The organism is Kribbella sp. NPDC006257, assembly GCF_040613535.1.
GTDB lineage: Bacteria > Actinomycetota > Actinomycetes > Propionibacteriales > Kribbellaceae > Kribbella.
The window spans coordinates 152,865-171,431 of sequence record NZ_JBEXSJ010000016.1 but is presented as its reverse complement, the minus strand read 5'-3'; the positions used below and the strand labels follow the sequence as shown (position 1 = coordinate 171,431).

29 protein-coding genes and 1 tRNA gene are annotated in these 18,567 nt (G+C 66.0%); 13 read left to right on the top strand and 17 right to left on the bottom strand.

Going from position 1 to position 18,567, the window contains the following annotated elements:
• Nucleotides 1–180: 180 nt before the first annotated feature.
• The 4 genes from ABZ004_RS21125 to ABZ004_RS21110 all read right to left on the bottom strand — a co-directional run bounded on the left by ABZ004_RS21125 (nt 181) and on the right by ABZ004_RS21110 (nt 2,216).
• On the bottom strand, nt 181–639 hold the full coding sequence (locus ABZ004_RS21125; RefSeq protein WP_355681890.1) for an Rrf2 family transcriptional regulator: 459 nt from the start codon (nt 637–639) through the stop codon (nt 181–183).
• Complete coding sequence (locus tag ABZ004_RS21120) at nt 636–1,499, bottom strand: MBL fold metallo-hydrolase (protein WP_355681888.1); 864 nt, start codon at nt 1,497–1,499, stop codon at nt 636–638. Before ABZ004_RS21120 ends, ABZ004_RS21125 begins: the two co-directional genes overlap by 4 nt.
• Before the next feature lie 143 nt (nt 1,500–1,642).
• Nucleotides 1,643–1,870 (bottom strand): hypothetical protein, encoded by a 228-nt coding sequence (locus tag ABZ004_RS21115; RefSeq protein WP_355681886.1) that lies wholly within the window; start codon nt 1,868–1,870, stop codon nt 1,643–1,645.
• A gap of 270 nt (nt 1,871–2,140) precedes the next feature.
• Nucleotides 2,141–2,216: transfer RNA gene (locus ABZ004_RS21110), tRNA-Thr, on the bottom strand.
• Nucleotides 2,217–2,428: 212 nt separating this feature from the next.
• Between ABZ004_RS21110 and ABZ004_RS21105 the strand changes: the two genes are divergently transcribed.
• Nucleotides 2,429–3,163 (top strand): maleylpyruvate isomerase family mycothiol-dependent enzyme, encoded by a 735-nt coding sequence (locus ABZ004_RS21105; protein WP_355681884.1) that lies wholly within the window; start codon nt 2,429–2,431, stop codon nt 3,161–3,163.
• On the top strand, nt 3,064–3,309 hold the full coding sequence (locus tag ABZ004_RS21100; RefSeq protein WP_355681882.1) for a hypothetical protein: 246 nt from the start codon (nt 3,064–3,066) through the stop codon (nt 3,307–3,309). Before ABZ004_RS21105 ends, ABZ004_RS21100 begins: the two co-directional genes overlap by 100 nt.
• A 10-nt stretch (nt 3,310–3,319) precedes the next feature.
• On the opposite strand, the gene ABZ004_RS21095 is transcribed toward ABZ004_RS21100, so the two are convergent.
• The 8 genes from ABZ004_RS21095 to ABZ004_RS21060 form a co-directional block, all read right to left on the bottom strand.
• Nucleotides 3,320–3,949 carry a hypothetical protein gene (locus ABZ004_RS21095; protein ID WP_355681880.1) on the bottom strand — a complete coding sequence of 210 codons (630 nt, stop codon included), beginning with the start codon at nt 3,947–3,949 and terminating at the stop codon, nt 3,320–3,322.
• An 85-nt stretch (nt 3,950–4,034) separates the two neighbouring features.
• Complete coding sequence (locus ABZ004_RS21090) at nt 4,035–4,319, bottom strand: hypothetical protein (RefSeq protein WP_355681878.1); 285 nt, start codon at nt 4,317–4,319, stop codon at nt 4,035–4,037.
• 47 nt (nt 4,320–4,366) lie between these two features.
• On the bottom strand, nt 4,367–4,747 hold the full coding sequence (locus ABZ004_RS21085) for a hypothetical protein (RefSeq protein ID WP_355681876.1): 381 nt from the start codon (nt 4,745–4,747) through the stop codon (nt 4,367–4,369).
• A 10-nt stretch (nt 4,748–4,757) separates the two neighbouring features.
• Complete coding sequence (locus tag ABZ004_RS21080) at nt 4,758–5,051, bottom strand: hypothetical protein (RefSeq protein ID WP_355681874.1); 294 nt, start codon at nt 5,049–5,051, stop codon at nt 4,758–4,760.
• A 23-nt stretch (nt 5,052–5,074) separates the two neighbouring features.
• Nucleotides 5,075–5,500 (bottom strand): GNAT family N-acetyltransferase, encoded by a 426-nt coding sequence (locus ABZ004_RS21075; RefSeq protein ID WP_355681872.1) that lies wholly within the window; start codon nt 5,498–5,500, stop codon nt 5,075–5,077.
• 3 nt (nt 5,501–5,503) lie between these two features.
• Nucleotides 5,504–5,902: a hypothetical protein gene (locus tag ABZ004_RS21070; RefSeq protein ID WP_355681870.1), complete on the bottom strand. Its 399-nt coding sequence runs from the start codon at nt 5,900–5,902 to the stop codon at nt 5,504–5,506.
• A 244-nt stretch (nt 5,903–6,146) separates the two neighbouring features.
• Nucleotides 6,147–6,665: an AAA family ATPase gene (locus ABZ004_RS21065; protein WP_355681869.1), complete on the bottom strand. Its 519-nt coding sequence runs from the start codon at nt 6,663–6,665 to the stop codon at nt 6,147–6,149.
• Nucleotides 6,647–6,946, bottom strand: coding sequence for a GNAT family N-acetyltransferase (locus tag ABZ004_RS21060; protein ID WP_355681867.1), 300 nt, complete (start codon nt 6,944–6,946; stop codon nt 6,647–6,649). Before ABZ004_RS21060 ends, ABZ004_RS21065 begins: the two co-directional genes overlap by 19 nt.
• Before the next feature lie 103 nt (nt 6,947–7,049).
• Between ABZ004_RS21060 and ABZ004_RS21055 the strand changes: the two genes are divergently transcribed.
• Nucleotides 7,050–7,427 (top strand): Rid family hydrolase, encoded by a 378-nt coding sequence (locus tag ABZ004_RS21055; RefSeq protein WP_355681865.1) that lies wholly within the window; start codon nt 7,050–7,052, stop codon nt 7,425–7,427.
• 91 nt (nt 7,428–7,518) lie between these two features.
• Nucleotides 7,519–7,794 carry a YggT family protein gene (locus ABZ004_RS21050; RefSeq protein ID WP_355681863.1) on the top strand — a complete coding sequence of 92 codons (276 nt, stop codon included), beginning with the start codon at nt 7,519–7,521 and terminating at the stop codon, nt 7,792–7,794.
• Here the strand turns inward: ABZ004_RS21050 and ABZ004_RS21045 are convergent.
• The gene (locus tag ABZ004_RS21045) at nt 7,774–9,030 is read right to left on the bottom strand and encodes an alpha/beta fold hydrolase (protein WP_355681861.1); all 1,257 of its coding nucleotides are present in this window, start codon (nt 9,028–9,030) and stop codon (nt 7,774–7,776) included. The two genes, ABZ004_RS21050 and ABZ004_RS21045, sit on opposite strands and share 21 nt — an antisense overlap.
• A gap of 504 nt (nt 9,031–9,534) precedes the next feature.
• Between ABZ004_RS21045 and ABZ004_RS21040 the strand changes: the two genes are divergently transcribed.
• The 4 genes from ABZ004_RS21040 (at nt 9,535) to ABZ004_RS21025 (ending at nt 11,683) form a co-directional block, all read left to right on the top strand.
• A complete protein-coding gene (locus ABZ004_RS21040) occupies nt 9,535–9,753 on the top strand; it encodes an HAD hydrolase-like protein (RefSeq protein ID WP_355681859.1) in 219 nt (72 codons plus the stop codon).
• A 79-nt stretch (nt 9,754–9,832) separates the two neighbouring features.
• Entirely contained in the window at nt 9,833–10,246 is a 414-nt protein-coding gene (locus ABZ004_RS21035; protein WP_355681857.1) for a VOC family protein, read from the top strand.
• On the top strand, nt 10,247–11,140 hold the full coding sequence (locus tag ABZ004_RS21030) for an alpha/beta hydrolase (RefSeq protein WP_355681855.1): 894 nt from the start codon (nt 10,247–10,249) through the stop codon (nt 11,138–11,140).
• 42 nt (nt 11,141–11,182) lie between these two features.
• Nucleotides 11,183–11,683 (top strand): DinB family protein, encoded by a 501-nt coding sequence (locus ABZ004_RS21025; RefSeq protein WP_355681853.1) that lies wholly within the window; start codon nt 11,183–11,185, stop codon nt 11,681–11,683.
• Here ABZ004_RS21025 and ABZ004_RS21020 read toward each other — a convergent pair.
• Nucleotides 11,680–12,165: a DUF2199 domain-containing protein gene (locus ABZ004_RS21020; RefSeq protein ID WP_355681851.1), complete on the bottom strand. Its 486-nt coding sequence runs from the start codon at nt 12,163–12,165 to the stop codon at nt 11,680–11,682. The genes ABZ004_RS21025 and ABZ004_RS21020 overlap by 4 nt on opposite strands.
• A gap of 133 nt (nt 12,166–12,298) precedes the next feature.
• Between ABZ004_RS21020 and ABZ004_RS21015 the strand changes: the two genes are divergently transcribed.
• Nucleotides 12,299–12,850, top strand: coding sequence for a DUF402 domain-containing protein (locus ABZ004_RS21015; RefSeq protein WP_355681849.1), 552 nt, complete (start codon nt 12,299–12,301; stop codon nt 12,848–12,850).
• A gap of 53 nt (nt 12,851–12,903) precedes the next feature.
• Here the strand turns inward: ABZ004_RS21015 and ABZ004_RS21010 are convergent, their stop codons facing one another.
• Nucleotides 12,904–13,875 (bottom strand): 2-hydroxyacid dehydrogenase, encoded by a 972-nt coding sequence (locus ABZ004_RS21010; protein ID WP_355681848.1) that lies wholly within the window; start codon nt 13,873–13,875, stop codon nt 12,904–12,906.
• Nucleotides 13,876–13,968: 93 nt separating this feature from the next.
• Between ABZ004_RS21010 and ABZ004_RS21005 the strand changes: the two genes are divergently transcribed.
• From ABZ004_RS21005 to uppS, 3 genes are read left to right on the top strand one after another with little or no spacing between them, the layout of a single operon-like run.
• Nucleotides 13,969–14,970, top strand: coding sequence for a magnesium and cobalt transport protein CorA (locus tag ABZ004_RS21005; protein WP_355681846.1), 1,002 nt, complete (start codon nt 13,969–13,971; stop codon nt 14,968–14,970).
• 20 nt (nt 14,971–14,990) lie between these two features.
• Nucleotides 14,991–15,497, top strand: a complete 507-nt coding sequence (locus ABZ004_RS21000) for an AAA family ATPase (RefSeq protein ID WP_355681844.1) — start codon at nt 14,991–14,993, stop codon at nt 15,495–15,497.
• Between the two features lie 51 nt (nt 15,498–15,548).
• A complete protein-coding gene (uppS, locus tag ABZ004_RS20995) occupies nt 15,549–16,325 on the top strand; it encodes a polyprenyl diphosphate synthase (RefSeq protein ID WP_355681842.1) in 777 nt (258 codons plus the stop codon).
• 9 nt (nt 16,326–16,334) lie between these two features.
• Here the strand turns inward: uppS and ABZ004_RS20990 are convergent, their stop codons facing one another.
• Together ABZ004_RS20990 and ABZ004_RS20985 are read right to left on the bottom strand one after the other, a co-directional pair.
• Nucleotides 16,335–16,832, bottom strand: a complete 498-nt coding sequence (locus tag ABZ004_RS20990; protein WP_355681841.1) for a hypothetical protein — start codon at nt 16,830–16,832, stop codon at nt 16,335–16,337.
• 16 nt (nt 16,833–16,848) lie between these two features.
• Entirely contained in the window at nt 16,849–17,304 is a 456-nt protein-coding gene (locus ABZ004_RS20985; RefSeq protein WP_355681839.1) for an Lrp/AsnC family transcriptional regulator, read from the bottom strand.
• Between the two features lie 160 nt (nt 17,305–17,464).
• On the opposite strand from ABZ004_RS20985, the gene ABZ004_RS20980 reads away from it, so the two are divergent.
• Nucleotides 17,465–18,553, top strand: coding sequence for a thiamine pyrophosphate-dependent dehydrogenase E1 component subunit alpha (locus ABZ004_RS20980; protein ID WP_355681837.1), 1,089 nt, complete (start codon nt 17,465–17,467; stop codon nt 18,551–18,553).
• Nucleotides 18,554–18,567 lie beyond the last annotated feature (14 nt).

Genomic DNA, 18,567 nt, shown 5'->3' with positions numbered 1-18,567 from the left:
TCCGGACGTTCGCTGGACCACCGGAGTTAATCAGCAGCTGATCGATGTCGGACTTCGAAGGCTTATGCGACGCGCGCGGCGGGCATCAGAGCTGCGCGGAGCCGGGTGCGGTGGAGTCGGCGGTGAACTGCGCTGTGTTGTAGCACCGTGCTGCCCGCAGTTTCGGCGAAGCCGCCGCCGTCATTGAAAGCCGTTCTCCACCGTGTAATGGGATGCTGCCAGCGTCGCATCCAGTGATGCCGCGATCGTGACGGTGGCGAGGCGTTCGTCGGCTGCGCGTTCCGCCTCGCGGTAGACCTCGCCGAGGGTGGGCCGGATACTGCGGCCGATCGGGCAGTTCTCGGACGGCGGCGAGGTGTGCAAGCTGAACAACGGCCCGTCGTCGAGCGCACGACGTACGTCGGCCAAGGTGATCTCGTCAGCGGGCCGGGCCAGTACCCAGCCCGCGTTGGCTCCACGTTGCGAATGGACGAGTCCGGCCTCTCTGAGGCGGCCCAGCAATCGGCGGATCAGGACTGGATTCGTCTTCACGCTGCCAGCGATGCCGTCCGAGGTCGCTGCGCCGTTGTTCAGTCTGGCGCGCAGCTCGATCCATTCCAGCGAATGAACGGCGAGCGCCAGTCGGGAGTTCGCACTCATGCGCTTTGTCCGGCGACCGGAGCTCCCATGACGAGTTTCGCTGTACCCCATGCGGAACCGACGTTCGTTCGCCCGGGCTGCTTGGCGAGCAGTTTCCGGTAGAAGTCGAGGGCGTCCGCGGAGGTGGCCGCGATCTCGTCGACATCGCGCAGGTAGTCGATGGTCGCGTCGATGTCGGCGGGCGCGTCGCCGTTCTGCGGCTGCTTGTGCCCGCTGACGACGAAGACAGGATTCAGTGCCTTCAGCTGCTCCAGAGCGTGAATCCAGTTCTGCCGAGTGGCCGGGGTGGTCTCGGCGAGGTACGGATAAGTGGCGTTGTAGACCACATCGCCGGCGACGAGCAAGCCGAGGCTGGACACCCACAGCGACGTGGTCGACTCGGTGTCGGTTTGGCCTGTCTCGATGATCCGCAGCTCGTTTCCCTCGAGCTCGAAGGTGTCGCTGTCGAGGGTTTCCGGGAACTCGATCGCAGGGATCTGACCCGGGAACAGCTTCTCCCAGAAGCCCGCGACGTACTCCGGCGAGGCCTGGATGTGCAGTTGTGCGATCGTTCCCTCGGTGGCCAGGATGCGAGCCTCCGGGAACGCTCCACGCAGCGCCCCGATACCGAACCCATGGTCGCCGTGGCCGTGCGTGAGGTACACCGCGGTGAGCGTCCTGTCGTGCCCGCGGACCCACTCGATCAGCCGCTCGTTCTGCTCGACGGTGGTGAACGTGTCCACCAGAACGGCGTCCCGCTCGCCCCAGATCAGCGTGGCGCTGTTCGCCACCCACCGCAGCTCGACATCACCTTCGGGCAGATCCCGCGTCACGCCTTCACGGCGCACGGTCATCACTTCGTAGTGCAGTTCGTTCGACACGGTGTCGACTCCTCTCGCGTGCAACCAATGTAACCAGAATGGTTACACTGCACAAGCTGGCGATGGGTACGCGTCTCGTCGCAGTCGTGCGCTAGGTCGGTTCGGTGGTCGATCCAGGGCTGCCTGTCGCAGTGGTCCCGGCATCACCGCAACTCGGAGTAGAACGAGTCCGTGACGTCGGCGTCTATCGCGCGCACCCTCTGCCGACCGATGAAGCGGATGATGTTCTTATCGGCTTGGCTGCGGTAGTTCTCCTTCGTCTTGAAGCCGAGTTTGGCGTTGGCCTGGTGCCGCTCAAGCAGCTGCTCGACGGTCGCGTCCGTACGGGGGTGGCGCCGTTCGTATACCTCAAGCCGGAACCGCGGGAGCACTGCTTCGGCTTGCTTCTCCGCGTTCGGCCCGGCACCGTCTCGCGTAGGTACACGCGGTCCTTCGTGATCGGATCTAGCCCGGCGTAAACACTGACCCGCAGCGAGCCGGATGGCAATGTCTAGATCTGGCCGCGCTGACGCTTCGGCTTCGCCTTCTCGTTGGCCACACCGCGCAGCTTACGGCCGTCTCGCACCACGACCCGCACCAAGGATGGTCAAAAGAAGAAAACCCCCAGCGTCAGGAAGTGGTCTCTGACCTGGGGGTTTGGGTGGAGCCGCCTGTCGGAATCGAACCGACGACCTTCTCATTACGAGTGAGACGCTCTGCCGACTGAGCTAAGGCGGCGTGGCCCGGGGGCCGATGCAAGAGTGTAGCGGGAGCGCCGGAGGATTCCGAATCGGATACCGGACCGCGGAGGTGGTTGACTCCGGGGTAGGGGTTGGTCCTCCGCCGGGGCGCGCCTTTCGGAGAGGGATCGGAAAGAAGCCGTAAACGGTCTCCGGCAGAGTCTGGGGCAGACGGAAGAAGCGTCCGTCCCAACGCTGAGAGGGAGACCCATGAGCGAGTTGAGTGCGGAACGTGCGCGGCAGGGGATCGTCGAATACACCCGGCGGCTGGCGGAATCGGCCGCCACGGCCGGGCCTGAGGCGGCCGTGCCGACCACCCCGGAGTGGACCGTCACCAACCTGGTCGAGCACCTCGGGCAGACCCAGCACTGGGTGGCGGAGCTCATCGAGCGGCGTATCACCGACCCCACCCAACTGCCCACCGAGCTGGCGGTACTCCCCGCCGACCCGGGTGAATGGCACGCGTGGCTGGCGGAATCCGCCCAGCGAGTCGCGGCTGCCTGCTCCGACGAGGCTCTCGACGCGCCGGTGTTCAACGCGGCGGGCGACGAACGGTCCGGCGCACAGTTCTGGCTGTCCAGCATGCTCAACGAGGCGGTCGTCCACGGCTTCGACGCAGCCAACGCAGCCGGTACGGCGAACGCAACGGGTTCGGCTAACGAAGCCGGTACGGCGAGCGGGACCGGTACGGCGTACGGGACGGGCCGGGTGGCAGCCGCTGAGGTGGACGCCGACATTGCGGCCGCGCTGATCAGCAACCACCTCTCGATGCTCACCTCGCCCACCTGGGAGATGCAGCGGCCCGCGTCCGCCCACGCCCTCCGCGGCACCGGCCAGACCCTGCAATGGCTGGCCACCGACGCCGACGGCGACGCCGGCGCATGGTTCGTCGTACGGCGACCCGAGGAGCAACCTGGCAGCGCGGAGCCCATCGGGCGGACGTGACGATCACCGGCCCGGCAGGATCGCTCCTACTCGCCATGACCCGCAGGCTCCCACTCACCGATCCCGAAGCCACCCGCATCAACATCGACGGCGACGCCGACCTAGCCCAGCACTGGCTCGACAACACCGCCCACGTCACCAACTGACCACGGCAGGTTAGTAGGCGTTCCAGAGGTCTTGGATCCGTAGGTTGTTGGGCTTGGGGCGGTTGGCGGTTTGGGTGGCTGCGGCTAGCTTGCGGTGGGGTTCGTCGGGGGCTGACCAGCCGAAGTGGGTGAAGGTTGACTGGGTGGCTAGCTGGGTGAGTACGTCGAGGTCTGGGGTTAGGTGGTTGGTGAGCTCTAGTGCCTCTAGCCGCGGAAGGGTTGCGAGTGGGGTCCAGTTGGTGAGGGTTCTGAGTTGGCCTAGGTTCACGCGGCGGAGGTTGGTGAGGCTTTGCATCGGGGGCAGGGTAGTCAGCTGGGAGAGGCCGTAGAGGTCTAGGAATTCGAGCGAGGATCCTAGCGCCGGGAGTTCGGTCAGGGTGCGGGCTCGGTTGATGGCCAGGGCGCGAAGGTTGGGCACTTCGGCTAGCTGGCTCGCCGTACGGGCGCTGAGGGCTCCGCGGAGATCGAGTAGCTCGAGCTTCGGAAGCTGGCCGAGGAAGTCGGCGGGTAGGCGCGTGTCTACCAGAGTCAAGTAGCGCACGTGTTGCAGCCGATCGACGTCGCGGTCGACCAGCTTCGTCCCGATCACCCAGGTTGAACCGTCCCCGTTGTCGCGCCACTCCTCCGGACTCGCCGCCATACGCAGCAGCTTCCCAGCCCCCACCGACAACTTCCCGAGGTGCGCCTCCGTGACGTGACGGGATCTAGGGGCACGCAGCTCCTGCTTACCGATCGATCAGCTGCCAGCCGAAGACTATGAACTCGGATCGGTTGTCGTCGGTTGTCACGCCCCAAGGCGCGCGGGTGGAGATGGTGATCAGCTCCTGCCCTGAGCGTTGCTCGACATGGAGGATCTCGCAGTCCAGCTCCACGGCGATCGGGAAGGCGGCTTCGCGCACCAGGGCGACAGAGTTGCCGAAGATTGTGGGCTTGTCATGAAGGTTCCACAGGTGCCCGTCTGCATCGGTGAAGGTCACCTCGATCCAGCCAGGGAATGGTTCATCGCTCACCCATCGAACGGCCTCGCAGAGCAGAGCTGCGTTCGTCTGACCGGGCATCAGCGATGTGGGACGACGACTACCTGGTGGGGGTCGGAGTAGATGATTCGGCCGGGGTCGGGGGAATGGAGTTTGGTGCAGGGGACGTGGTGGGCCTGGAGGATTTGCAGGTAGCCGGGGAGGGGTTCGAGTAGCCAGGCGGTGGTGGCGGTGCGGAACCAGGCGGCGGCCAGTGGGTTGAGGGTGCGGTCGTACACGGTGGGATCGACCGTGCTCGGGTCGGTGTACGCCTCGTCGTACCAGGCGTTGTTCGTACGCCGGAAGCTCTCCTCCTCTTCCGTCAGCAGACCGTCGCGCGCGAGCCCGTTGACGAGGCCGAAGATGCCGATGAAGGCGCCTCGTGCGTTGGGCGTCGGGCTCTGGTAGCGGATGTACGTCACGCGCAGAACCCTACTGATCGCGGTGTCGAGCGGGTGGTTGCGGCCGTTTGTGCGCCCAGACGAGAGCGACAAGCCAGGTCAAGAGTCCCGCGCCGAGCCCCGCTGCAGCGCCGGCGCCGGTGTTGTTGAACAGGCTGCCGATCACGGCACCCAGCGCGCCACCGAGGAGAAACCCGATGATGAGCAGGCTGGTCGCGTCGCCGCCCTCGTCGAGGCTTCTGAGTCGCGCGGCCAGAGGCTTTCGCCGGCCCATCATCATCAGTAGTTGAGCGCTGACGATCACCGCCAGTACGAGCAGGATCAACGCCGGAAGGGTGCCGATGGCAACTAGATGGTGTAGCGGTAGACCTGGGAGCTCCGCTGGACGAAGCCGAGGCGCTGGTAGAGGCGGTTGGCGGCGGCGCGTTCGGGGCGCGAGGTGAGATCGACGGTCCGTACGCCGGCCGCGCGGGCGATTCGGAGAGCTTCCTCGGTCAGCGCCGCCCCGACGCCTTGACCCCGGGCGCTCTCGTCGACCACGACGTCCTCGATCCAGGCTCGCAGGCCGGTCGGGATCGGGAAGACCACCAGGGTCAACGTGCCGACGATCGCGTCCCCGCTGCGGGCGATCAGGATCGTGTTCGCCTCATACGCCACGAGTCGTCGCAGCGCAGCCGCATCGAGCGCTTCCGCCGATCGCGACAACTGCGGAAGCAGGCGATCGAAGGCGGCGACGATCTCATCGGTGACTTGATCCAGGACTTCTACTCTCACAGTTCAGGACCCTAAGGCACGCGGGCGCCGACGATACGCAGTACGGGCGTTCCATAGCGTTCGGACCATGGAGTCGCCGCTGTTGTGGCGTCCGATGAGGTCGGCGAAGGGAAAGTCGGCAGGCGTGACGGCCAAGCGGGCCAGGGGTTTGACTGGTTCGGGGCTGACCCATTGGCCGGATTGCAGCAGGCCGGCCACGGCTGGTTCGGGGGTGAAGCCGGCGCGCGGCAGCACATACAGCCAGCCGTCAGCGAGGACATCCGCGTCGTCGCTGTCGACCGAGAAGAAATAGCGCCGTCGCCCGCGAATCGACCAAACTCCGTTGCGCGTCGACCGAAAGCCGGGCCCGCGGGCAAGCAGCGCGAACCACATCGCCCACACCGGATCATCCGTCGCGAACACCGCACGCTGACCCCCGTACGCCGTACTGTCGCCCGTCTCCCGCTCGGTCCGGAGCTCCTCGATCCCGCCCCGCCGGCTGCCGTGAAACAGCACCTGCCTGTGGACCGCAAGCCATCGCACGTACGCCGTAAGATTCCCCGGCGGTGCCCCCGGTGAACCGACTTTCCGCGAGAACTCCTCATACGCAGCCTCAGTCGCCACGTCCACCCACGGCAACCCACCCAACCGAGGCAACCCGAGCACATCAACCACCACGCACACACCCCAACACTCGATCAACCACCTCAGCCAACGCCGGACTCGCATCGATCAACACGGCCCCGTACTGCGAATTGTCGGCATCCACCCGCGCATGCCACCCCAACACTCGCTCCAACTCCTCCCCGGACGACCCGAAGCCGCCCGCCCGTTCGGTCAGACGCCGCCGCAGTGTCTTCGCGTCAAGGCTGAGACTGATCACGGTCTCGAACAAGTCCCAGATCTCGTTGTCGTTTCCAACCGTCCCGCAGATGAACCCCACCCCGTCCCCAACCTCCGTCGCCACCCGCTCGACCGTCTCCCGCGGCAGCCGATAGGTGTTGTTGGCAAACCACGCATCATCCCGCAGCGCCGGCAACTCCACCTCGACCCCCGACCCGTTCTCGAACCACCGAGCCAACTCATCCGCATCGATGTCATAAGCAACAAACCCCCGCCCCCGCAACTCCCCACAAACCGCCGACTTCCCAACCCCCGAAGCTCCCGTCACATAAACCAAACCCATTCGGGCCTCACCTTCGCGGCGGGTCGGGCGATTCCAAGGCGGCGGTGGTCAGGGTGGACGGCGAGGGTCTCGATGGTTGACGAGGTGCCGTCGAGGCTTGCGTCGAGCAAGCCGACGACCTGATCGCCGGCGACGGCTACCAACTCGAGGCCTGGGTCGCGGACAGGCTTGGCGGTGACGACATCGTCGTAGTAGTTCGTGTCGAGGAACGACAGGACGCGGCAGTGCAGCCACGAACGCTCGTCATCCGGCTCGTAGTCGCGCACAGCCCATTCCGTCATGGACGCCATTCTGTGCTGCGGTGGGGTGACCGGGCACTTGCCGTCTGGCTATCTGGGGTTGGTGGAGGTTGACTGGGGTTTTTCGGAGCTGAGGGGGAGCGGAATGGTGAAGATCATTGTCGAGACGGATGAGGCGCCGAAGTCAGCGGCGTACAGCCAGGCGGTGAAGGCTGCGGGGCTGGTGTTCGTGTCAGGGCAGGCGGGTTACGACCCGGCGACCGGCCTGCTGGCGGGGAGCACGATCCAGGAGCAGACGCGGCAGTGTTTGAAGAATGTCGCGGCGATCCTGGAGGCGGCGGGGAGTTCGCTGGACAAGGTGGTCAGCGCCACCTTCATCCTGCGGGATCCCGAGGACTTCGCGGGGATGAACGAGGAGTGGCTGGCGTGGTTCCCCACGGTTCAGCCGGCCCGGCAAGGCGCCTCACTTCCCGTGGACGTGGAAGGGCTGCGGGTGTCGATCGCAGCGATCGCCGAGGCCTAGACCTGAAAGCCCGCTAAGAAAGTCGGCGGCGAGGACTTTCCGGGTCGGCCCGCTCGTTGGCGCAGGTAAGCAGCCACGGAGGAGCTTGGTTATGAGTCTTGTCGGAAGTCTTGTCGGGTATGTGTTGACGCTGTTCGTGCTGTTGCTGATCGCACGGATGATTCTGGACTGGGGGCGGATGGTGGCGCAGGGGCCGCCGTGGGTGGGGCGGGCTCGGGCGTTGGCTCATGCGGGGACGGAGCCGGTGCTTGCGCCGGTGCGACGGCGGTTGCGTCCGGTGAATGCGGGAGGTCTGTCGTTCGACATCGCGTTCACGGTGGTGTTCCTCGCGGTGCTCATCCTGCGGTCAATCGCCTTCAGTCTGTAGCCCGTCCCATGACCAGCGCGGAATGCTGAGGCCGTCGGGCACCTGATCCTTGGCCCCCGTGTACTGCGCCATGCTCACGTCGGTCGCCCACACGAAGTAGTCGTGCAACACCTGTCGCAGCGGGTCCGCCAACCCGAGGTCGTCCAGCGCCACGTCGAAACACGCGATCGCGCGCCGGTCCATCTCGTGATGCGGCCCGTTCCCGCTATGAGTCCGTACGACGGAGGTCTCGTCGCCGTACAGCTCCGTATAGACAGCAGGCCCGCCCAGTGCCTCACCCCAGTACGCCGCCAGCCGCTCACTGTGCTGAGGGTGGAACCCATGGCTGAACGCATGGCTCACCACCTCGTCAGCCATCACTCGCGCATGCCACGCCTCCGCCAACCGAAGCATGCCGTCGCTGCCGCCCGCGGCCTCGTAGACGCTCTCCATCTGCCCAGAATGCCAATCCGCAGACCGCTTGGCCAGGAAGCTCCGGATATGCCCGGACCAGACCTCCGGCTTCTCGAAATGGCACATATGCCCGGCTTCGGGCACAACCGCGAGCACACTCCCCGGTACTGCGGAATGTAGGCGACGCGCGACTTCGACGGGGAACCCCATGTCGCGCTCCCCCTGCAGAATCAGGAGCGGCTTGCCCGAAGTACGCAGTACCAGCTCAGGATCGGCTGGGCACCACGGATGCATCGCACCGCTGACCGCTCGCTCGTAACTCCAGTCGCCTTCGTCGGTACCGCGGAGTTCCTCGTACGCCGGCGCGAGCTCCAGGTCCCACACGCTGACCGATTCGCCCGTCGCCTGGCGTCGCTGGTACTCCTCCCAGCTCGCCAGTTGCGGCTCGAAATCGGTGTAGGCCGTCGTCGAGGCGAGCACGAGCCGTCGTACCTGCTCGGGATGTTTCTCCACGAACTGCACCGCCGCCCTCCCGCCGGTCGAGAACCCGAGCAGATCCACCTGGCCGAGCCCCAGCTTGTCGATCAGCCGACGGGTGTCCTCCACCACGTTCTCCGGCTGCAGTGCCTCGTCCGGCAGCCCACGAGTGCTCCGCCCGCAGCCGCGGAAGTCGAACATCACGACATGGTGATCACGCGCCAACGGCTCGAACCCGGGCACCAGATACCGATGACCGACGTCCGGCCCGCCGTGCATCACCACCAGCGACGGCCGCTCGCCCGGCACGCCGAACTCGCGCACGAACAGCGTCACGTCCCCGACGTCGACCAGCGTTTCACCCATGCAGGAACGATCCCAGCCCCCGCCGACAGTTTCTAATGCTTGAGGTTGTGCCCCTCGGATGTCAGCCGGGCCCGCAGATCCTTCACCTCGGCCGGCGGCCGCGGCGCACGCCAATCAGTCCGCTCGCTCCCCCGCGAGACAGACTCCCCCTCATCCCGCTTCCGCCGCCGACGCCACCACATCCCACGAGCATGCCCCATCAGAAGCCTCTCGACCATCCCTGATGATGAACGCATGCGAACCCACCCACTCACCGGTGTTGACGGCGTCCTGCTTGATTTTGATGGGCCGGTGGGGGATTTGTTTCCGCGCGGGTGTGGGTCGCGGATTGCGGAGGAGGCTCGTACGCCGGTGCGTCGGGTGGGGGTGGTGATGCCGGAGGCGGTTGCTAGCACGGTTGATCATCTTGAGGTGCTGAGGCGATCGAGGTGTTTCTTGAGCTGCATGGGTTGCGGAGTCAGGTTGCGTTTGTGCTGGGGCCGACCGTTTGCCGGGCCGGAGTTGATGAAGCCTCATCCGGGGTTGGCGTTCGAGGCGTTGCGGTTGCTCGGGGTGGGGGCTGAGCGGGCCTGCATGGTGGGGGATGCGGTGACGGATGTCGAGTTCGCACATCGTGCTGGGGTGGTGGCTGTCGGCTATGCGAAGAACGCGCAGCGGGGGCGGGAGCTCGCCGCGGCAGGGGCTGATGCGGTGGTTCACAGCATGAAGGAACTGCTCGGCTGACGAGGTCTCGCAAACTGTCTGTGGGTGGGTCTACTGTGCGAGCCAAGGGGAAAACGTGACTCGGGCAAGGAGCTTTCCGATGGCAGCAAAATTGAATCCGTACATCAGCTACAACGGCAACGCGCGCGAGGCGTTCGAGTTCTACAAGGAGGTGTTCGGCGGCGAACTCGCGATGAACACCTTCGGTGAGTTCGGCGCGTCAGACTCGTCGGATGCCGACAAGATCATGCACGCCTCGCTCGAAACGCCGAGCGGCTTCACGCTGATGGGCGCGGACACGCCCGCGGAGCTCGAGTACAAGCCGGGCACCACGATGTCGGTGAGCCTGAGCGGTGACGACGGCGACGACCTCCGGGGGTACTACGAGAAGCTCGCCGAAGCCGGCACCGTCACGATGCCCCTGGAGAAACAGATGTGGGGCGACGAGTTCGGCATGGTGATCGACCAGTTCGGCGTCTCCTGGATGGTGAACATCGCCGCGCCGCAGGGCTGATTGACCAGCGAACTGCTGCACCTGCCCGACGGACGGCAGGCGCAGTACTGGAGTGTGGGCGAGGGGCCGGCCGTGTTCTTCCTGCACGGCTGCCCGGACACCCGCCATGCCGCATTCCCCGGTGCCGAAGCGGCGCGCGAGGTCGGCGTACGGCTGATCGCAGTGAATCGGCCGGGGTACGGGCAGTCCGACGCGGCCGAGTCGGATCACCTCACCGTGGCCCACGACGTCGCGGCGGTGGCGGATCTGCTCGGCGTCGAGCGATACGCCGTACTGGGGATGTCACTCGGTGGGCCGTATGCGTTGGCCTGTGCGGCGCTGCGGGCTGAGCGGGTTCGGGCAGTGGGCATGGTTGCCAGTACGGCGAACGTGCCGGAGCTGGATCCGCCGTGGCATCGCGACGATCTGACGCCGGAGAAGCAGGACTTCATCCGGAAGCTCGCGCGGCAAAGCGTCGACGAGGCGATCGCGTTGATGCGCCCCGAGTTCGAGGCGTTCGTCGCACAGCTCGATCCGGTCGGCGCCGAGGACGAAGCGCTCGCGGCGAAGTGGCTCGACGGGCTGCACCCTCTCGACCAGGCTGTGCTCGCGCGGCATGAACCAGCTGAGCTCGCCGCTGCCGCACGCGAAGCGCTGACGAACACGGCCGGATACCTCCGCGACGCCGCGATCTCCTTCAGAGCCTGGGCCTTCCGACCCGAGACGATCAGCTGTCCCACGACGATCTGGCACGGCATCGAAGATTCCAACGCGTCGATCCGCAACGCCCGCTGGCTCGCCAGCCAGATCCCCGGCGCCACGCTGGAGTTACGCCCGACCGCTCACCTCAGCACGCTGCACACCCATTGGCCTGAGCTCCTCGTCAGGCTGAAAAACAATTACTCCGGCCGATAGTCGGCCGCTACCGTCGGAGGAAGCCGGCGGAATGAGGAGAGCGTGAACGAGGTCCTGTACGACGCGGTGCGGCACAACAACTGGGCGAGCAAAGAGCTGGTCGCGTTCTGCCGCGATCAGAACCTCACCCCGGAACAGCTCGGCGCGACCGGCGTCGGCACCTTCGGAACGATCCTCCAGACGCTGCATCACATCGTCACCTGCGACGGAAGCTACCTGCGGCGCCTGGCCGACAGCAAGCAGCTCGCCTGGGCCGACGGCGGTCCGGCGGAGGCAGACTTCGACACGCTGGAGCAGTGGATCGAGGAAGCCCGCCTGCTCTGGGAGGAGGTCCTCGCCAAGGCGATCGACACCGAACGCGTCATCGTCGTCGACAACGGTCTGCGCGAATGCCGCGCCGGCATCTTCATCGCCCAGGCGCTGAACCACGCCAACCACCACCGCGAACAGGTCTGCGCCATCCTCACCGGCCTGGGCATCGAACCCCCCGACATCCAAGCCTGGGAATACGCCTGGCACACGAACCGAATCTGGGATCGCTAACCAAGGACGTCGTGCGCCCACACCTCGGTCAGCACGCGAGCGAGCATCGGGTCGGCGGACTCTGTGCAGTACGGCGTCGCCTCAACATCCTCGACCGTCGCAACGACCGGCGCGCCGAGCAACCCCCATGGCAGGACCTTGTTCGCCAGCACACCGGTCAACCGCAGATCCTTGTACGCCGGATTGTCACCCCACCAAACAGCAAACGCCTCCTGCAGCAGATCCGGAGGCACCCCAACCCAGACCCCATACGTGAGCCGGTGATCATCCGCCAGCCGGATCGGCAGCACTGCGCGAATGAAGGCGCCGACGCCTTCCGCCTGGAGCATCACCGATTCGGTGGGGGTTTCATGGCTCATCCACAGGCCCGGCGCTTGCCGCCAGTCGGGTAGCTCGAACAGCGGTGTAGGGAGGGTGAATCGCACGTTTCGGTCATGCTCGTCCACCGGCCGGCCGCAGGTTGGGCAGGGGGCGTTGGGCATGGGACGAGAGTATGGGATGCACGTGGCTGACGAGCGGGGGACTCCTGTGGAGATTCTGGTTGCCGAGGTGTGGCGGGGGTGGTTGTGGAGTGCGGTGCCTCAGGTGGTGGTGGAGCGGTCTGAAGATCGGTGGGTGACGTTTGCGCCGGTCGGTGTTGTGGGGGCTTATGCGAGTAGTCGTGGGGTGCCGGGGCGGGAGGGGTTGTCGCGGGGGGAGCGGAAGTTGGTGGCGATGGAGAGCCTGGTTTACAACGTGGTTGAGGCGCCGGCGGATCTTGCGACGTTGACGTTCCACACGCGGGGTGCGTGGTCGAGTGTCAATCTCGGCTGGAAGGACGGCGAGTTCGTCGGGTGGTATGTGAACTTCGAGCAGCCGTACGAGGAAACGCAGTACGGGTTGGAGACGATGGATCTGGTTCTGGATCTGCTGATCGATCCGGACGGCAACCCGCAGGTGAAGGACGAGGACGACTACGCGGCGGCGGTCGAGCGGGGGATCCTCGAAGCGACGCCCGATCTGGAGCAAGAGAAGGCTCGCGTACTACGTGAGCTCAGCGCCGGCCGAGGCCCTTTCGACCCGGCTTGGATCACCTGGCGCCCCGACCCGGCCTGGCCGATCCCCATTCTCCCAAATGAGTTCCGCGCGGGCGGCTCCGCCTGGTCGGTCAACCGTCGTACTGCTTGACCAACGTGCGAGGAGCCTGGCATCTCCACCCGTCGGTGAGTACGTCGTCTTGGCTAGCCATGAGTACGGCGTACCAGATCTGCTGACTCCGGTACAGGGGTTACCGGTACGCCGTTGTCGAACCAGCTCACCAAGTTCGCGACGACGAGGCCGCCCATGGCGTCACGGGTCGGGACGCTCGCGGAGCCCACGTGGGGGAGCAGTACCGCGTTGTCGACCTCCAGGAGGCCGGGGTGAACCTTGGGTTCGTGTTCGAAGACGTCGAGGCCCGCGCCGAGAATCGTCTTGGAGCGTAGGGCTTCCACCAGCGCGGCCTCGTCGACGACAGATCCGCGGGCGACGTTGATCAGGATGCCGTCCGGCCCGAGCGACTGCAAGACTTCAGCGTTTACGAGGTGTCGCGTCTCGTCGCCACCAGGGACGACGATGGTCAGGATGTCCACCGCGGCGGCCAGTTCGAGCAGCGTGGGGTAGTAGCGGTAGGCGACGTCCTTGTGATGACGGTTGTGGTAGGCAACGGAAACGCCGAACGGCTCGACCCGGCGAGCGATCGCTTCGCCGATCCTGCCGAGCCCGATGATGCCCATCGTGCGACCGTTCAGGGTCGACGGCGTCAACGGATACGGTCGCTCGAGCCACTTCCCGGCCCGCAGATACCGCTCGGCCTGCGGAAGCTGGCGAACCGTCATCAGCAGCAACCCGAGAGCAGTATCGGCCACCTCATCATCGAGTACGCCGGGAGTGTTCGTCACCACGACGCCGCGCTCGGCCGCCGCCGTCGCGTCGATCTTGTCGTATCCGACTCCGAAATTCGCCACGAGCTGGAGCGAGGGGAACCGATCGAGGAAGGGGCCGTCGATCGGCGTACCGGCTCCTGCCACGGCAACGATGTCCTTGGCCCGCTCGGCCAGCACGGCATCCGGGTCGTCCGCCTCCCAGAGCCGGATCACCTCGAAGCGGCCGTCCAGCCCGGCCTGCACCGAGCGGTTCATCGGACCAGGCATCAACACGGTGGGCAGCGCCATCAATGCTCCTCTGAAGTTCACTACCGCCAAATGTTCGTCAACACAGCGCTCGATCAACCCTAGTATCGAAGAGGGACGAGTAAGGAGCCGGCCATGATCATCGACTGCGCGTACTACTTGGACGGCCGCCGCCAGCACGTCGGGGCGATGTCGATCGAGGATGCCGCCGAACACTGCCGGGAAGGCGGGTTCGTCTGGCTCGGGCTCTTCGATCCGACGCCCGCCGAACTCGACGAGGCGAGCAAGTGCTTCGGGCTGCACGAACTCGCGGTCGAGGACGCGCAGACGTTCCATCTACGGCCGAAGGTCGAGCCGTACGAGGGTGACATCCGGCTCGTCATCCTGCGCACCGCCCGGTACGACGACGAGCGCGAGGAGGTCGACTTCGGCGAGGTGAGCGTGTTCGTCGGGCCGTCCTTCGTGATCACCGTGCGCGAAGGGGTCGCGAGCGAGTTGCACGGCGCCCGGACCCGGCTCGAACAGCGGCCCGAGCTGCTGGAGAACGGGACGAACTCGGTGCTCTGGGCAATCCTGGACCAGGTGGTCGACACCTACGGACCGGTGGTCGCCGAGTTGGAGCGCGACATCGAGGAGGTCGAGCGGACGGTGTTCGCGGGGACCGTGGCGCCGACCGAGCGGATCTACTTCCTGCGCCGCGAGGTGACGGACTTCTACCGCGCGGTGCACCCGCTGCTCGCAGTACTGGCGACCATCGAACGCGGTGCGCGCAACACCGGGCTGCTCCCGTACTTCCGCGACGTCCACGACCATCTGGTCCTGGTGAACGAGGAGGTCGCCGCCCAGCGCGACCTGCTCGCCACAGTTCTGGAGGCGAACATGGCGGTCATCTCAGTGGAGCAGACCAAGGTGAGTGTCCAGCAGAACGCCACCATCGAACAGCTCACCGTCCTCGCCACCGTCTTCCTCCCCCTCACCTTCGTCACCGGCTTCTTCGGCCAGAACTTCGGCTGGCTCGTCGACCACGTCAACCACGAGTGGGACTTCATCGTCCTGGGCCTCGGCGGCCTACTTCTCCCCTGCATAGCCCTCTTCCTCTGGATCCACCGCCAACGCTCTACCCGAAAAACCACCTGACCCCTGGCTAGGCTGCGGGGATGGATCCGCGGTTGATTGTGGTCAGGGGGCCGTCCGGTGCTGGGAAGAGCTCTGTGGTGGAGGGGATGAGGGCGGCGTACGGGCGGGGGGTGGCGTGGATCGAGCAGGATCACGTGCGGCGGACGATGTTTCAGGAGGATCGGGAGCCGGACGGGGCCAATATCGCTGCGATCGGGTTGTTGGCGGAATTGGCGTTGGAGCGGGGGTTCCATGCGGTTGTGGAGGGGATCCTGCCGACGGACCGGTACGGCGGGATGCTCTGCGAGTTGGTCGAGAGGCATCCGGCGTACGTGTACTTCCTGGACATTTCGTTCGATGAGACGGTGCGGCGGCATGGGACGCGGGGGAAGGCGAGTGCGTTCGGGGCGGACGCGATGCGGGAGTGGTATCGCGGGCACGATCCGCTCGGCGTACCAGGGGAAGTGATCATCGACGAGAGCAGCACGCTGGCGGAGACGGTCCGTCGGGTGCTCAGCGATACCGGGTTAGCTGCAGGGACAGGTTAAGTCGTGGTCAAGGAGATGCGCTGAGTAGTGGTGGTTGAGTAGGTTGCGGGGATGTCTTTGAAGGATCTCGTCTATGCCCTGTACGCACGCCGGGTTCGCAGCCACCTGAAGGGCCGGCCGTTGCCGGAGCACATCGGGATCGTGATGGACGGGAACCGGCGGTGGGCGCGCGGCAAGGGGCATGCGAATCCGAGCGTCGGCCATCGGTACGGCGCGTTGCACGTCGAGAAGGTGCTCGGCTGGTGCGAGACCGCCGGCGTCAACCACGTGACGGTCTTCCTCTGCTCCACCGAGAACCTCGTCAAGCGCGGCGACGCCGAGGTCGCGTACCTGATGGAGGTCACCGAAGAAATCGTTGCCAGCCGCCTCTCCCAGCCGGGCGGTCGCTGGCAGGTCCACATCGCCGGTCTGCTCGACCTGCTGCCGGACAGCACCGCGCACGCCCTGAAGAAGGCGGTCGAGGCGACGAAGGACTGCGCGACCGGCAACCACATCACGCTCGCGATCGGGTACGGCGGCCGCCAAGAGGTCGTCGAAGCGGTCCGTTCCCTGCTGGAGTCCGAGGCCGACGCCGGCAACGACCTCAACACCCTCGCCGAGACCTTGGACGGCGACGACATCACCAAGCACCTCTACACGGTCGGCCAGCCGGATCCCGACCTCATCATCCGCACCAGCGGCGAACAGCGGATGTCGAACTTCCTCCTCTGGCAGAGCGCGTACTCCGAGCTCTACTTCTGCGAGGCCTACTGGCCGGCCTTCCGCGAGGTCGACTTCCTCCGCGCCCTCCGCTCGTACGCCGACCGGCACCGCCGCCGCGGCGCGTAGTACCGGTGCTCAGCCGCAGTCTTTCGGACTGTATTCGTCCATCGTCACGATTTCGTTGGCCTCACCAAGGCCGACCTTCCACCGCAGGACCTGACCCGGCTCGAGGTCTTTCAGCTCCGTCACGGTGAAGGTGATGTCTTTGGCATTCGACCAGCCATTGTCCTTCTTGCCCTGCAATTGGTAGTGCCGGGTCACGTCGAGTTCCGGGACCGGCGACTGCGGCTTCCATTTGCCCGCACCTTCGACCAGCGGGAACTGCACGATGCCCTTCGGCGACTTCGGGTTGGACCACTCCACCAGCACCGTCTCCGGATCGGTCTTGAGCCTGCCGAGCTGGACCAGCTTCAGCTTGTCGATGTCGCCCTTGCAGTCCTGCAGTACGACGACCGTCCGGCCGGCGTCGTCCACGCTCAGCCCGATCGTGCCGGACTGACCCGGCCCACAACCGGTCAGCACGCCGCCGGCGATCAGCATCAGGAGGAGGATCCAGGCGGGGCGGCTGCGCATCCGCTCATGCTAGGGGTCAGAGGGAGCTGAGGTCCTCGAAGATCAGGGCGGTTCGGGTGGCCAGGACCTCGGGGATGGCCTGGAGTTTCTCCAGGACGACCCGGCGGAGGCCCTCGTTGTCGGCGGCCCGGACCAGCAGGATGGCGTCGAAGTCGCCGCCGACGAGGGCCATGTGCTTGACCTCGGGGATCGCCTGGAGCTGAGCGCGCAGGGTGCGCCAGGAGCTTTGACGGAGACTGAGCGTCACGTACGCCGAGGTTGCCAGCCCCAGTTTCAACGGGTCCACCGTTGCCGTGAATCCGGTGATCACCCCGGTCTGGGTGAGCCGTTCGACGCGGGCGTAAGCGTTTGCGCGGGAGATGTGCACCTGATCGGCGAGCGCCCGGATCGACATCCGGCCGTCCTTGCCGAGCGCCTCGACGAGCTGCCGGTCGACCTCGTCGAGAGCCGGCGCGACGAAATGGGCGGCCATCTGTCCAGCTTCCACCGACGCGGGCGACTCCAGATCAGACAAAATGCGCGCTCACTTCTCTAGCGATGACCGAATGTCTCGTCATTTTCCCAGCTATGGATCCGTTTGGCCAGAAGTACGACGATGAGCCATCCGTCCGTCTCCCTGCGCAGGAGGGTCCATGACTACCGTCGAGGAGCGTTTGCTCCCCTCCGCCGAACCGATCCGGTTGATCGACGAACACGGCGTACCGCACGACCATTCGCAGTACCGGCTGCCCGCTGAGCAGACCCTGGTCGACGGTTACGCGCAGTTGGTCAAGGGCCGCCGGATCAACGACCAGGCCGGCGCGCTCGTCCGGCAGGGCCGCCTCGCGGTCTACCCGTCATCGCACGGGCAAGAGGCCTGCCAGGTCGCGGCGACGATGGTGCTGCGCGACCAGGACTGGCTGTTCCCGACGTACCGCGACACCGTGTCGATCATCAGCCGTGGGGTCGACCCGATCGAGACGCTCACGCTGCTGCGCGGCGACTGGCACTCCGGGTACGACCCGTACGACCGGCATGTCGCTCCGCAGGCCACGCCGCTCGCGACGCAGTTGATCCACGCTGTCGGGGTCGCGCACGCCGCCAGACTCAAGGGCGAGGACACCGTCGTGATGGCGTTGTGTGGGGACGGTGCGACCAGCGAGGGCGACTTCCACGAGGCGCTCAACTTCGCCGCCGTTTTCAAGGCGCCGGTGGTGTTTTTCATTCAGAACAACGAGTATGCGATCTCCGTACCGCTCGCTCGGCAGACGATCGCGCCTTCTCTTGCGCACAAGGGGATCGGGTACGGCGTACCGGGGGAGCGGGCCGATGGCAACGACTTGGCCGGCCTGCTCGCAGTACTGGGACAGGCTGTCGACAAGGCGCGGAATGGCGAAGGGCCGCAGCTGATCGAGGCACACACATATCGCGTGCAGGCGCACACGAACGCGGACGACGCCACCCGCTACCGCAACGACGCCGAGGTCACGCCATGGCTCGAGCGCGATCCGCTGAAGCGACTCGAGACCTATCTGTTCGAACGCGGTCTACTGAACGAGGCTTCGAAGAAGCAGGCTGTGGCTGCCGCTGACGAAGCTGCTGAGGCGTTGCGGCTCGGGCTGATGGAAGAGGTCCAGCCGGATCCCGCGGAGCTGTTCGACTACCTGTACGCCGAGAAGACGCCGCAGCTCCGAGAGCAAGCCGCCTTCCTTCAGGACGAGCTCGCCCGGGAGCACCAGTGAGCACTCTGGTGAAG